At 42.2% G+C, this 15,081-nt stretch carries 10 protein-coding genes; 8 read left to right on the top strand and 2 right to left on the bottom strand.

From position 1 onward, the window contains the following. From GUA46_RS10030 to GUA46_RS10015, 4 genes are read left to right on the top strand one after another with little or no spacing between them, the layout of a single operon-like run. Entirely contained in the window at nucleotides 1-786 is a 786-nt protein-coding gene (locus GUA46_RS10030; protein WP_176620371.1) for a carboxylesterase family protein, read from the top strand. 5 nt (nucleotides 787-791) lie between these two features. Then, on the top strand, nucleotides 792-2,558 hold the full coding sequence (locus GUA46_RS10025; protein WP_176620370.1) for a discoidin domain-containing protein: 1,767 nt from the start codon (nucleotides 792-794) through the stop codon (nucleotides 2,556-2,558). 24 nt (nucleotides 2,559-2,582) lie between these two features. Continuing rightward, on the top strand, nucleotides 2,583-4,850 hold the full coding sequence (gene bglX / locus GUA46_RS10020; protein WP_176620369.1) for a beta-glucosidase BglX: 2,268 nt from the start codon (nucleotides 2,583-2,585) through the stop codon (nucleotides 4,848-4,850). 11 nt (nucleotides 4,851-4,861) lie between these two features. Further along, nucleotides 4,862-6,490, top strand: a complete 1,629-nt coding sequence (locus GUA46_RS10015) for a sulfatase family protein (RefSeq protein ID WP_176620368.1) — start codon at nucleotides 4,862-4,864, stop codon at nucleotides 6,488-6,490. Nucleotides 6,491-6,573: 83 nt separating this feature from the next. Here the strand turns inward: GUA46_RS10015 and GUA46_RS10010 are convergent, their stop codons facing one another. Together GUA46_RS10010 and GUA46_RS10005 are read right to left on the bottom strand one after the other, a co-directional pair. Further along, nucleotides 6,574-8,124 carry a vanadium-dependent haloperoxidase gene (locus GUA46_RS10010; RefSeq protein WP_176620367.1) on the bottom strand — a complete coding sequence of 517 codons (1,551 nt, stop codon included), beginning with the start codon at nucleotides 8,122-8,124 and terminating at the stop codon, nucleotides 6,574-6,576. Beyond that, nucleotides 8,105-9,112: a transporter gene (locus tag GUA46_RS10005; protein WP_218109538.1), complete on the bottom strand. Its 1,008-nt coding sequence runs from the start codon at nucleotides 9,110-9,112 to the stop codon at nucleotides 8,105-8,107. Before GUA46_RS10005 ends, GUA46_RS10010 begins: the two co-directional genes overlap by 20 nt. A 327-nt stretch (nucleotides 9,113-9,439) precedes the next feature. Here GUA46_RS10005 and GUA46_RS10000 point away from each other — a divergent pair, with 327 nt between their 5' ends. The 4 genes from GUA46_RS10000 (at nucleotide 9,440) to GUA46_RS09985 (ending at nucleotide 15,061) form a co-directional block, all read left to right on the top strand. Next, nucleotides 9,440-10,270 (top strand): endonuclease/exonuclease/phosphatase family protein, encoded by an 831-nt coding sequence (locus GUA46_RS10000; RefSeq protein WP_176620366.1) that lies wholly within the window; start codon nucleotides 9,440-9,442, stop codon nucleotides 10,268-10,270. A 193-nt stretch (nucleotides 10,271-10,463) separates the two neighbouring features. Beyond that, nucleotides 10,464-10,919: a (2Fe-2S)-binding protein gene (locus tag GUA46_RS09995; RefSeq protein WP_108244531.1), complete on the top strand. Its 456-nt coding sequence runs from the start codon at nucleotides 10,464-10,466 to the stop codon at nucleotides 10,917-10,919. Nucleotides 10,920-10,936: 17 nt separating this feature from the next. Beyond that, nucleotides 10,937-13,138, top strand: a complete 2,202-nt coding sequence (locus tag GUA46_RS09990; protein ID WP_176620365.1) for a xanthine dehydrogenase family protein molybdopterin-binding subunit — start codon at nucleotides 10,937-10,939, stop codon at nucleotides 13,136-13,138. 468 nt (nucleotides 13,139-13,606) lie between these two features. Further along, nucleotides 13,607-15,061: an arginine decarboxylase gene (locus tag GUA46_RS09985; protein ID WP_176620364.1), complete on the top strand. Its 1,455-nt coding sequence runs from the start codon at nucleotides 13,607-13,609 to the stop codon at nucleotides 15,059-15,061. The last annotated feature ends 20 nt before the right edge of the window (nucleotides 15,062-15,081 follow it).

Below are 15,081 nucleotides of genomic sequence, written 5' to 3'. Positions count from 1 at the left end.
ATGACAAAACAATTATCATTTTTTCTGATGTTCCTTGCTTGTACTTTGGTTTCTGCACAATGGCAGTCCAAATATGAAGCGAAAATGTTGATTGATGGGAATGATACTTTAAGGTATCGCATTATGTATCCAAAGAATTTTAAAGAAGACGGGAATTATCCTGTTGTCCTTTTTCTTCATGGGGCCGGAGAGCGAGGTAACGATAATGAAAAGCAATTGTGGAACGGAGGCAAACTCTTCGCGACGGATTATTTACAGGAAAAATATCCAGCTGTGGTAATTTTTCCACAGTGCCCAACAGATAGTTATTGGGCAAGTGTAGATGTGGACAGAAGTTCATATCCCATCAACTTGGATTTTAAATATGGCGAAGGCCCTACTAAACCATTGGAAATGGTAATGGAGTTACTGGAAACAACGATTGCCGAACCATACACCAACGATAATCAAGTTTATTTGATGGGGCTGTCCATGGGAGGTATGGGAACCTTTGAATTATTGAGTAGAAAACCTCACACGTTCGCGGCGGCTATTCCTATTTGTGGCGGAGGTGAACCGGAATCCGTGTCCAATTATGCCCAAAATACCCCATTGTGGGTCTTTCACGGAGCTCAGGACAATGTGGTACATCCATTACAATCCCTGGAAATGGTCTCCGCACTTTTAAAAGCAGGGGTATATCCAAAATTCACCATGTACGATTTTGCCAATCATAATAGCTGGGACCCAGCATTTGCAGAACCTGATTTGTTGCCATGGTTGTTCTCACATCAGAAAAAGCATTAGCTAAAATGAATAAGATCTTGTCCATATGTCTGGGAGCCTTAACTGTACTGGGTTCAATACAGATGATATCGGCACAGCAAAAAACCTATTGCAACCCTATCAATATTGATTATGGGTATACGCCCATACCCAATTTTGCAACACAAGGTAAACATAGGGCAACGGCGGACCCCGTCATTGTAAACTTTAAAGAGAAATATTTTCTTTTTTCGACCAATCAATGGGGATATTGGTGGAGCGATGATATGTACGACTGGAAATTTATCCCGCGTAAATTCTTGAGGGAACGCAACAAGGTTTATGATGAATTATGTGCCCCTGCGGCTTTTGTGATGAAGGATGAACTTTATTTGATAGGCTCTACCCATGGTCCGGCATTCTCTCTTTGGAAAAGTAAGGACCCCACGAAGGATAACTGGGAAATTGCAGTCGATTCCCTAAAAGTTGGGGCATGGGACCCCGCATTTTTGTATGAGGAAGAAACCGACGATTTATACCTCTATTGGGGGTCCAGTAACCTTTATCCGCTTTTGGGAACCGAGATCAATACCAAAACCATGCAATCCGAAGGTTACGTAAAACCACTGATGCAATTGGCTCCCGAAGATCATGGCTGGGAGCGCTTTGGCGAACATAACGACAATACTTTTCTACAACCTTTTATGGAAGGTGCAAGGGTAACCAAACACAACGATAAATATTATTTGCAATATGGTGCTCCAGGAACCGAGTTTAGTGGTTACGCAGATGGAGTATATGTCAGTGACAACCCATTGGAGGGGTATGCCTATCAAAAACACAATCCGTTTTCCTATAAACCTGGTGGGTTCGCAAGGGGCGCTGGCCATGGAGCAACCTATCAGGACAATTTTGGCAATTGGTGGCATGTATCTACCATTATCTTGAACAATAAGAACAGTTTTGAGCGAAGACTGGGGATTTGGCCCGCCGGCTTTGATCAAGACGATGTGATGTACTGCAATACTGCCTACGGGGATTACCCCACTTATTTGCCAAAGAATGATGCCGACCATATAGAAGGACTATTTACGGGTTGGATGTTGCTGAATTATAATAAGCCCGTAACTGTTTCATCCACATTGGGCGGTTACAAGCCCAATAATGCAGTAGATGAAAATATGAGATCTTACTGGAGTGCTGAAACTGCTGATAAAGGAGAATATTTTCAAACAGATTTGGGTGAGATATCTACTATTAACGCCATACAAATCAATTATGCGGACCAAGATGCAGAGTTTTTGGAGAAATCAGAAGGCGTATACCATCAATACAAGATTTACGGCTCCAATGATGGCAAAAAATGGTCCGTTTTGGTCGATAAGAGCAATAACAAGACCGATGTGCCCCATGATTATATCGAATTTGAAAAACCGGCCAAGGCTCGATACCTGAAACTGGAAAATATTAAAATGCCAACCGGAAAATTTGCCTTGAGCGGTTTCCGAGTTTTTGGAAAAGGAAGTGGGGCAAAACCAGAACCTGTGGAACAATTTGTGGTCTTACGGGCACAACAGGAAAAGTTTGGTGAGCGTAGGAACTCATGGCTAAAATGGAAACGAAATGATTTAGCGGATGGTTACGTCATTTATTTTGGCAAAGATGAGGACAAGCTGTACGGAAGCATCATGATATATGGTACAAACGAGTATTATTTTTCAGGAATGGACCGTACCGATACCTATTATTTTCAAATCGAAGCATTCAACAACAATGGCATTTCCGAAAGGACTCCCATTGTAAAATCAGAATAAACAAAATCTCAAAACAACCTGATCATGTACTATAAAAATCTCCTATTCGCCCTAATCGGGCTTTCTTTTCTTGGCACCAGGGCACAAGAAAGAATCCCTAAAGTGGAAGAACTATTGGGCAAAATGACCATTGAAGAAAAAATAGGTCAGTTGAATCTATTAACGCCTGGGGGCGGTGTGGCCACTGGGGAAGTGGTCAGTAAAGATGTAGGTTCAAAAATAAAGTCCGGGCAAGTAGGAGGCCTTTTTGGTGTAGCAGGCCCGGATAGGGTTAGGAAAGCGCAGGAAATTGCGGTAAACGATAGCCGATTGGGCATACCACTGCTTATTGGGTCGGATGTTATCCATGGGTATAAGACCACATACCCAATTCCGTTGGGACTTTCTGCCAGTTGGGATATGGATTTGGTAAAACAAGCCGCTCAAATGGCTGCACGCGAGGCAACCGCAGATGGGATCAACTGGAATTTTTCCCCAATGGTCGACATTGCCCGTGATCCCCGCTGGGGGCGAATCTCCGAAGGGGCGGGAGAGGACCCATATCTTGGTTCAAAAATAGCTGTGGCCATGGTAACCGGATATCAAGGGGACGACCTTGCAGCGGCCCATACCATGTTGGCCTGTGTAAAGCACTTTGCGCTATACGGAGCTGTTGAGGCCGGAAGGGACTATCATTCAGTGGACATGAGCAAAATCAAAATGTTCAACCAATATATGCAGCCTTACAAGGCTGCCATCGATGCAGGGGCTGCCAGCGTGATGAGTTCTTTCAATGATGTGGACGGCGTACCCGCTACAGGGAACAAATGGCTATTGACCGATTTATTGCGGGACCAATGGGGATTTGAAGGGTTTGTAGTATCAGACTATACCTCTCTCAATGAAATGATTCCCCACGGATTGGGTGATTTGCAAGCAGTTTCCGCCTTAGCGTTAAAAGCAGGATTGGATATGGATATGGTAGGTGAAGGTTTTTTGACCACTTTGAAGAAATCCCTGGATGAAGGGAAAGTTACTGAACTAGATATTACCAATTCCTGTCGCAGGGTTTTGGAGGCCAAATACATTTCAGGATTGTTTGATGACCCCTACAAATATTTGGATGCCAAACGCCCTAAAAAGGATATATTGACAGAGGATAACCGGGCCTTGGCGCGTAAATTGGCTACCCGTTCCTTCGTATTGCTAAAAAATCACAACAATATTCTTCCCCTAAACAAACAAGGCAAGATCGCGTTGGTGGGACCTTTGGCCGATAGTAGGGAAAATATGCTCGGGACATGGGCTCCGACTGGGGATTTTAATCTGGCGGTGACCATTTTGGAAGGATTTAAGAACGTGGCATCAAACGCTATAATTGAGTATGCCAAGGGCGCCAATATTTCCGATGATGTGGATTTTGCCAAGAATGTGAATTCACTCGGGGAAAGAATCGTAATCGATACGCGTTCCCCTGAAGAAATGCTTCAAGAAGCTGTGGAATTGGCAAAAACTTCGGATGTGGTAGTTGCGGTCGTTGGTGAAGCCACAGAAATGAGCGGAGAATCATCCAGTCGGACCGATATTGCCATTCCAGATAGTCAAAAGAAATTGATAAATGCATTGGTGGACACAGGAAAGCCCGTAGCACTTGTCTTAATGAGCGGTAGACCGTTGACAATTCCCGAAGAATTGGATTTACCGGTTTCTATATTGCAGGTTTGGCACCCGGGTGTGGAAGCAGGAAACGCCATTGCCGATGTGGTTTTTGGGGATTACAATCCATCTGGAAAGTTGACCGCTACGTGGCCTGTAAATGTTGGACAGATTCCTGTGTATCATAGCGTAAAAGCTACCGGAAGACCTGCACCGGAAAGTGGCGAATTTCAAAAATTCCGCTCCAATTATCTGGATGCGCCCAATGCACCACTTTTACCTTTTGGGTATGGTTTGAGCTATACTACATTTGAGTACGGGAACCTCAAATTGAACAAAAAAGAAATAGCTCAGGGTGAATCAATCTCAGCTACGGTAACTGTAAAAAATACAGGAGATTTCGATGGGGAAGAAGTGGTTCAATTGTATTTGCGGGATGTGGTAAGAAGTATTACACCGCCAAAACGCCAGTTGAAGGGTTTTGAGAAAGTGATGCTTAAAAAAGGAGAGAGCAAGGAGGTATCCATTACACTTTCGGCAGACGATTTAAAATTCTACAACGCCCAGCTTGAATTTGTATCTGAGCCAGGTGAATTCGAAGTGTTTGTTGGAACCGATTCCGATGCTGATCTTTCGGAAACATTCACACTAAAATAAAATATCACAACATGCGTATTGGATTAACACTTCTTGGACTATTATTTGTTGTTTCTTGTAAGCAAAAAGACAAACCTGAAGAAGAAGTTGCTCAGGATCCACCGAACATCATTTTTATAATGTCGGATGATCATGCCTATCAGGCCATCAGTGCCTATAACCATGAATTGGGAAAATTGGCACCGACCCCGAATATTGACAGAATCGCCAAGAATGGGGCTATTTTTCAGAATAATTTTTGTACCAATTCCATTTGCGGGCCGAGTAGAGCGGTTATATTGACAGGAAAACATAGTCATATCAACGGGTTTCGAATGAACGGTGAACGGTTTGATAACAGTCAACCCACCTTACCAAAACATTTGAAAAAGCTAGGGTATGAGACCGCCATTGTTGGTAAATGGCACTTGCACGGAAAACCAACTGGGTTTGATTATTGGGATATTCTCAACGATCAAGGGAACTATTATAATCCTGAATTTATCCAAGGGGAAGACACTACCGTGGTCGAAGGCTATGCCACGGATTTGATTACTGATAAAAGTTTGGAGTGGCTCCAACAAAGAAAAGATGATAAAAAGCCGTTCTATTTGATGGTGCATCACAAAGCCCCTCACCGGAATTGGATGCCAGCCCTGCGCCATCTGAATGTTTACGATTCCATCACATTTCCCTTGCCCGACACCTATTTTCCTGAATTTGAAAACCAAAGGGCCGCTGCCGAGCAACAACAGACCATTTATAAGGATATGTATGAAGGGCATGACCTAAAAATGAGCGATGGTCCAGGAAGTACCAATTTGGCCCATAATCCATGGACAACCGATTTTGAGCGGATGACCCCAGAACAACGAAAAATTTGGGACGAAGCCTATCTACCGAAAAACAATGCCTTTTATGAAGCCGACCTTCATGGAAAGGAATTGGCGGAATGGAAGGGGCAACGGTACCTACATGAATATTTAGCCACCGTAAAATCGGTTGATGAGGGTATAGGACGGATTTTGGACTACTTGGAGGAAACCGGCTTGGACGAGAACACCTTGGTGGTATATACTTCTGATCAAGGGTTTTATTTGGGCGAACACGGTTGGTTCGATAAGCGGTTTATGTACGAAGAATCGATGAAAATGCCGTTGTTGATGCAGTTGCCTGGGGTTATCGAACCTGGGACTAATATCGAAGCATTGGTACAGAACTTAGATTTTGCCCCGACGTTTTTGGATTTGGCGGGCGGACAGGAATATGCCGTCAACATGCAGGGAGAATCATTTAGGGAACTATTGGATGGAACTCAAGATGATTTTAAGGATGCTGTTTATTATCATTATTACGATTTCCCTGCCTTTCATATGGTCAAAAGACAATATGGGGTTAGAACAGACAGGTACAAGCTTATCCATTTTTATGATGATATTGATGACTGGGAGTTCTACGATCTGGAGAAGGACCCTAAAGAATTACATAATGCCATCAATGACGAAGAATATAAAGAGGTGATTGTTGCCATGCATGATAAACTGGATAGTTTACAAGCATACTACAAGGTGACGGACAAAGAGTTTGAGACTACTCCAAAAGAAAAAGTGGACAAGACTTATGAAGCCTTTAAAAAATTAAGAGGAACACCGATAGAGTAAAATCAGATAGGAAAAGCCCGATTTATTGCAACCGGGCTTTTTTATATACCATGGTTAGTGTTTAGTATATCCTATTTTTTAAACTACTCGTCTGCACCATCTGCTTTTGCCCTGTCGATAGTGTACTGGGCTACTTCACGACCTTGGTCCGTTCCAACTGTGGCATCAAAACTCCAATGTATGCCGCCATACACACGTGAGATGGCCGCTTCTTCTGCCCAAGCTCTTACTGTGGCCGCTTCGTTGGGGAACACATAGGACAAAACCTCAGAGGCAGCAGCGGAAAATACGCTGTGGCCTGATGTGTAACTAGGGAAGTTGGGAGTTCCGGCGATAGTTTCAAAACCTTCGATCAATTGAATGGGTCTTGGGTAGTGGTAATAGTATTTTGCATCCCAACAGCTGATACCGGCGTCCATTATAGCCATATTCATATAGGCAAGTGTTCTAGTGGTTTGCAAGGGGTTGAGTTTGTATTCTACCATAAACTCGTTGGCAATACGGTTCCAATGCCCTGGAGGAGTGTAGGTGCCCAATCCATCTTGCCAAAAGTTGGCAATCCTTCTTTTTTCATCTGTCATGTTTTTGGCATGGTCCTTTAAAAGTTCCACATCGTCCAAAAATTCTTGTGAATCTAATTGTGGAGGTGGAATGGGGCGCACACTTTCCACATCATCAATGCTCCACATGGTTACTTGGCTAAACAAGGGGGTAAGCCCTACGGGTCGTACAGGTATTTCCAGATTGTCCCAGGCCCAACCAAACCGGTCATAGGCAGCTTGTTTAATGGAATCGGATACGGCCTTCGGTGTTTGTGCGTTTTTCATTCCATCGTTGGATGCCCTTGTCAACGCCGTTTCGGACACAGCATCACCTATTTCCAGCCCTGCCGTAATATCGCTCATAACATTGCCACCGGATAGCAATAGACTTTCAAGATGTTCCTCTTCCATTTTTTGAAGGTATTCCACTTCCAAAGGAAACATAGCAGAAAGAATATTTCTGGAAGCCCTTGCAACTACAGCTCCGTCGGAAGGGTAGGATGGAAGATTATTTTCTTCATAGGCATAATCAATGGTCTCATCCAGTTGAAATGGAGCTGGCCGATTGTATTCGTATTTGTAATGCCATGCAGATATAAGTCCATCAAACTGTGCAACGGACATATAGGCCAAGGCTCTACTGGCATATGGCGGATGGGCAAATGGAAAGGCAGGCGGACCTTCTGGATTGGATGGGTTTGGCAATGTGTAGGTGCCATCAGCATTGGGTCCGGGAATCAAATTGTATTTGGCAATGAGTTCCAGTGCTATTTCATTCCAACGAATCGCAGGGTTGTTTGTCCAATATTTTATAGCTTTTCTTTGATTGGAAGTCATGGTTGACATGGCCTCTTTCAATTCTTGAATTTCATTCAAATATTCCTGCGAATTAGTTGCCATGGGGGCTGCAATGTCTATCGCATCGCCGGAAGATTGGAGCACGGGAACCCAATCCCCGCCATTTGTATTAAGTTCGGCATAGGTGTATCCTTCATAGGGTAGGTATTGCGGGGTATCCTTTTCACAGGATGTTAAGCTGATGACCAATGCGGCCAAAAGCAGTATAGTTATATTATTGCGTATTTTCTTCATCAGTTTGTTTTTTGATTACGTTGAATTGATAGGTCAGTCCAAAGCCGGTATTGCTCATTTTTGGTGCGTTTCGTCCATCAATTACTCGATTGTGGTAGGCTACGACGCCCAATCCTTTAATGGACTTAAAATAGTATTGAGCCGAGAACCCCAATCTGTCAACTTCAACTTTGTTGGTAGGTTGTGCCGCGTTATAGGCTCTAATGTCGTCGCCACTGGTAGAGGTGAGGCTGGAGTAACTCAATTCCAGCTTCAAGGAGGTGTCGAACAACCACTTTCCCAGAATGGTTTCATAGGTCCATGCGTTGGGGACATCCATCCAAGCCGTGTAATAGCTCCCATCATTATAATAATAATCGCGCTCTGCCTCGGTATACCCTCTCCACAGGTGTGCTGCAGAAGCACGGAAATAAAGTTGATTTTTAAGTTCATATTGAGCTATTGCCCTCAGGGAAAACTCCGGCGCTCCTGCACCAATGCTATAGGGCCTGTAATCGGAAAGATAGTTGGTAAACGGAGTGCTGAACCCTGCAGTTCCCAAAAAGGAAATCTGCCCAGGCCCCCATTCCGTTCGAATTGGCCTGTATTTCAAGGCGAAACCAATGTCCTGAAACCCTCTGGCCCCGGTAAAAAAGCCTCCGTTAGGTTCTGAAGATTCGGTGCTGATAAAAGGTAGGCTGACATAAAAATTTAAGTTGTCCAAAATACCTATGGCAGCCATGGGAAGCACCATATTTCGGTCAACAGTAGCTATGGTCTCATTGGACCGTAGATAGGAACCTTCCCAATATCTATCAAAAGTGCCCATGTCATAAGAGAGAAGAACACAGATATTTTTGGAAGGCATCATAAGCCCATCGGAGGGAGTTTGTGCATGTAGGGCTTCGGATGTAATGATTGTTATCACTATCCCCAATAGCCGCATTGTCCTTCCTAATTTTTTATCCCAATCGGGAATTAAGGAATTTAATTGTTGGTGTAATATCATAATTTGAATTGGATGGATTGCCCGTTAGGCAATACTGGTTGTGATTGATAATGGTTTGTTTGTAAAAGATTTGCAGGCTAAAATAGACCTCTGGCCAGCTATCGAAGACTAAGGGATTACCAAAAGATATTATGAAAAAGGTAAGATGGTTGTTGAACGATTAATTTAGATTAAGGAAACATAAATTCCACTTTATTTTTCTGATAGTTATCATGTTATGGAGTGGAACAGACCTACGAAGCGTTAAAATAAAGATATGATAACATCTATACTACAGAAATTAGATAGCTTGCATATTATTTAATATAATTTGATGACCTTATACCAATGCAAAAATTAGTACTCTTTTTAGTTGCAATACTTTCTATTTCAATTGCTAAAAGTCAAACCATTGACATTATCTCCTACAATATCCGATACGATAATCCAGATGATGCTCCCAATAATTGGGACAACCGAAAAGACTTTCTCATTTCGCAACTCAATTTTTACAATCCTGATGTATTTGGTATACAAGAGGGATTGATTCATCAGGTTAAAGAAATTGATCAAGGATTGAAGCATTACGCTTATTTTGGTGTGGGACGCGACCACGGCGATGAAAGGGGGGAGCATACAGCTATTTTCTATAATATAGAAAGAGTCAAATTACTTGAAGAATCCACATTTTGGTTATCCTTAACTCCCGAAGAACCATCCAAAGGCTGGGATGCAGCCTTGCCAAGAACATGTACTTATGGGATTTTCCAGAATAAGGGAGATGGGACAAAGTTTATGGTATTCAACACCCATTTTGATCATGTGGGAGTAAAGGCGCGTGAAGAAAGTTCCAAGCTCATTCTTGCAAAAATAAAAGAATTGAACACGGAGCATTATCCGGTAGTGGTCACAGGAGATTTTAATCTGGAAAGTGACAGCCCAGGTGTTCAGGTTATCCTTACTGAAATGAAAGATACCCATTTGGCAGCAGGCGAAAATGCATTCGGGCCAGATGGAACCTTTAATGGTTTTGAATTTAACAAACCGGTTAAAAATAGAATTGACTACATCTTTGTCTCCGATGAATTTGAGGTTTTAAAAAGTGCCATTTTGAGTGATTCCAAGGATACACGATACCCATCCGACCATTTACCTGTTTTTGCCCGGTTGAAGTATTGAAATCAAGACTTTTAAATCATCTATCATTATCCGATTATTTGACTCTTGGAACCAATAATGCCGTCCAGTTATTTATATCCATTTTAAGTAAGCTCAAAAAACCCAAAAACAATGTTAATTTTTAGGGATGTTTTAAGGGAGCTTTCAAAAATGTTCGCAGAAATATTTAACTTCAAAGGAATTAATCAACTTTATGGCAACTTATACACTTAACATCAACGGAACAAAACAAGAGGTTGATGTGGATCCATCCACTCCAATGCTCTGGGTTTTACGAGATCACTTAAATTTAGTTGGGACAAAATACGGATGCGGAATCGCACAATGCGGTGCTTGTACAATTCATTTGAACGGCACGGCAACTCGAGCCTGTATGTTGACCGTCTCATCTGTAGGAGACCAAGAAATTACTACAATCGAGGGCTTATCGGAAGAGGGAGACCATCCTGTACAAAAAGCTTGGTTGGAAGTAGACGTGCCTCAATGCGGGTATTGTCAAGCAGGTCAAATTATGACAGCTTCTGCCTTCCTTGAAAAAAATCCAAATCCAACTGACGAAGAAATTGAAATGGCCATGAACGGTAATATCTGCCGCTGTGGAACTTACACAAGAATCAAAAAAGCCGTAAAACTAGCGGCTAAATCATAATCCATAAAACTAGTACAATGACACTTGTAAAGACTAAAATAGGACGACGTGCCTTTATTCGGAATACAGGATTAGCTAGTGGTGGGCTTGTGATAGGCTTCAGCTGGTTGGCTTCTTGTAAAATGACTCCCGAACAGGTAAATAATTTACCCAAAGAATGGTTCGACCTGAACGGTTTTCTAAAAGTAGGTGATAACGGTATGGTGACCATAATGTCGCCAAACCCTGAAATCGGCCAAAACGTTAAAACATCCATGCCTATGATTGTTGCCGAAGAGCTCGACATAGCTTGGAAAGATGTAATAGTAGAACAAGCGCCGCTCAATACGGACATCTTCACTCGCCAATTGGCGGGAGGAAGCCAATCTATCCGACAAGGGTGGGAAAGCCTGCGTATGGCCGGTGCCACCGCAAAGCAAATGTTGAAAGAGGCCGCCGCTCAAGCATGGAACGTTTCAGCAGATGAGATTACAACCAAAGATGGTGTCCTGACCCACGAAGCCAGTGGAAAATCTGCTGGTTACGGAGAAATGGCGTCAGCCGCTACAAGCATAGAAGTGCCTGAGGAAGTCCAATTGAAAGACAATGGAACGTTTTCCATAATTGGCACCGATAAGAAAAATGTGGATGGACCCAAAATAGTAACGGGGAAACCATTATTCGGTCTCGATGTTTACAAAGAAGGCATGTTAACGGCTATGATCGTGCACCCGCCAGCATTTGGTATGAAATATAAAGGAATGAATGCCGATGAGGTTAAGTCCATGCCCGGAATTAAGGATGTTTTCCATTTTGAAGTATATCCCGAAGGCATTGAAAAGCAATGGTCCGATCAAGGGGGTATTGCCGAATTGGTTGCCATTGTTGGGAACAGTACTTGGGAATGCATGCAGGCAAAAAAGGCTTTAGAAGTAGATTGGGAGCAAGATTCAACTGCCGAAAGTACTGCGTACCATGAAGAGGAATTGGCGGCATTGTTAGAAAAACCAACGGAAACACCCGCAAGAAAGGATGGCGATGTGGATGCAGCTTTTGCCACTGCCGCGAAAATTGTGGAGAGTACATATTCAGCACCTTATTTGGCACACAATACCATGGAGCCGATGAACTTCTTTGCGCATGTCACACCAGAGAAGGCCGAATTGCTGGGACCTATACAAACACCAGAGTTTACCGAGAAAACAGTAGCTGCACGTTTGGGAATGCCGGTAGAAAAAATAGATATTATGATGACCCGTATGGGAGGTGGTTTTGGTCGCCGACTCTATGGACCATTTGTGATAGAAGCATCCGTGATTTCCCAAAAAGTGAATGCTCCTGTTAAATTGGTGTATTCAAGGGAGGATGATATGACGCAAGGTACTTATAGGCCATCATACAAGGTTAAGTTCAAAGCAGGGCTCGATGATAAGGGCAATTTGATTGCCTGGCATGTCAGGGGAGCCGGTACCAACGATGATTTGATTTTTGAAAACCGATTCCCGGCAGGTGCAGTGGACAATTATCTGGCCGAAAAACATAGTTTACAGACCAATGTTACCACAGGTGCTTGGAGAGCGCCCCGTTCCAATTTTATTGCGGGGGCAGAACAAGCTTTTATTGATGAGGTGGCCGAAGCTGCGGGCAAAGACCCATTGGATTTCAGATTGGAACTATTTGATAGGGCCATAAACAATCCAGTTGGTGACCCGGAAAGCAACGATTACGACCCTGCACGATATGCTGGAGTACTTAAATTGGTCAAAGAAAAAGCCAATTGGGGAACCGATACTGGAAAAGCCAGAGGTGTGGCGGCTTACTATTGCCATAACTCTTATGTGGCTCAAGTAATAGAATTGGAAGATGGCGGAGATATACCTAGGGTAGATAATATTTGGTGTGCGGTGGATTGTGGAATCGTAATCAACCCATTGGCGGCCAAAAACCAGATAGAAGGTGGTATGATCGATGGAATAGGACACTCTACATACAGTGCCATGACATTTAAGGATGGTAAGCCAGAGCAGTCCAATTTTGATACCTATCGACTTATCCGTAATTCCGAAGCTCCAAAAAATATCGAGGTTCATTTTGTAGACAATGGAATTGACCCAACAGGTCTGGGAGAGCCATCCTTGCCGCCTGCAATTGCAGCGTTGTCCAATGCTTTGTATAAGGCTACAGGAAGGCGTTATTACAAGCAGCCGTTTATTAATGACAAACCACCATTAGTGGGTTGATATAGACAAGCATAAAATAATCTGTTTAAGATGGCCGGTAATTTCCAAATTACTGGCCATTTTTATTTTGAAATGATGTAAAATAAATTTTAAACACATATAAAACTCATGTAATCAAATAGTTATCGTAATTAAAAAAATATGCAAAAAAAGTTGCAGTATTGGATTTTTATTTATGTTTGCCCCCATAAAATGAATCCGAAGAATTAGGGTTCATTGCCTATAAGCTTTGAAGAATTTTTTCATGTTCGGGCTTTTGGGGATAAGAAAGTCTACCCAAAAAGCCGTCTTAAGATCAAGACACCGAATACACGGGCTGACTTTCGAAGAACTACATCATTATAACCGTGATTTTTCACGGAATCCCTATTTTGTACCATATACCGTATTTGAATTTCGTATCTGAGAAATTTTGATTTTTAGACTTCTATTTTTCTCATTATCTTTTAATACAATTACGAAATTTAAATGAAAACAAAATATATCGATCTTATCGAGCAGACCTACGATTTTCCACAAGAGGAATTTCAATTGGAGGACAACAAATTACAATTTCATGGTATAGACCTGTACGGACTTGCCCAAAAATACGGGACTCCCTTAAAGTTTACCTATCTACCCAAAATATCGGATAATATCCAAAGGGCGAAGGGATGGTTCAATTCGGCTATAAAAAAGCATAAATATGCTGGTAAATATCATTATTGCTATTGTACCAAGAGTTCGCACTTTGAGCATGTTTTGAATGAAGCGCTCAAAAATGATATCCATATCGAAACCTCTTCAGCTTTTGATATAAATATTGTGGAACATCTAAAAAAGACTGGAAAAATCACCAAGGACAATTATGTGATTTGCAATGGATTCAAAAGAGATCAGTACATTCAGAACATAGCTCGTCTAATTAACAATGGACACAAAAAATGTATTCCGATAATCGATAATTATGAGGAAATCAATCTCTTGAGCGAAGAAATCGATGGCAAGTTTCAAATTGGTGTCCGTATCGCCTCGGAAGAAGAACCAAAATTTGAGTTCTATACCTCAAGATTGGGGATAGGGTACAAGAACATAGTTCCATTCTTTAACCAATCTATAAAACCAAATGAGCAGGTGGAGCTGAAGATGCTCCATTTCTTTATCAATACCGGAATCCGTGATACTGCGTATTACTGGAACGAATTGATGAAATGCTTAAAGGTGTATATAAGCCTTAAAAAGGTCTGCCCAACATTGGATAGTCTTAATATTGGCGGTGGTTTCCCCATAAAAAATTCTTTGGCCTTTGAGTATGATTATGAGTATATGGTGGATGAGATCATTCACCAAATTGGTCAGGCCTGTGATGAGGCAGAAGTGGAAGTCCCCAATATTTTTACCGAGTTCGGAAGCTTTACCGTAGGTGAGAGTGGAGGAAATATTTATGAAGTGCTCTATCAAAAACAACAGAACGATAGGGAGAAATGGAATATGATCAATTCGTCCTTCATTACCACCATGCCCGATTCTTGGGCAATTAGTAAGCGTTTCATCATGTTGTCAATTAATAGGTGGAACGATGAATATGAGCGTATCCTATTAGGTGGCCTAACCTGCGACAGCGATGATTATTACAATTCGGAGCAGCACATGAACGCCATTTATTTGCCAAAATATAGAAAGGATAAACCACTGTACATAGGTTTTTTCAATACAGGGGCTTACCAAGAGACTATTGGAGGTTTTGGAGGCCTACAGCATTGCTTAATTCCACACCCTAAACATATTTTGATCAATAAGGATGAGGATGGCAACATAACTACATCGGTATTCGCCAAACAACAAACGGCAGGCGAGTTTTTGTCCATATTGGGCTATGAAAGCAAAAAAGATTCTGATGTATTGGTAGCGGCAGAAAACCTTCAGGAGCCAAGCAAAAATTGAAAAAGGAATTAAAAATAAAA

The sequence above is a fragment of the Flagellimonas chongwuensis genome (genome assembly GCF_013376415.1).
GTDB lineage: Bacteria > Bacteroidota > Bacteroidia > Flavobacteriales > Flavobacteriaceae > Flagellimonas > Flagellimonas chongwuensis.
This window is presented reverse-complemented; position numbering and strand designations above follow the sequence as displayed.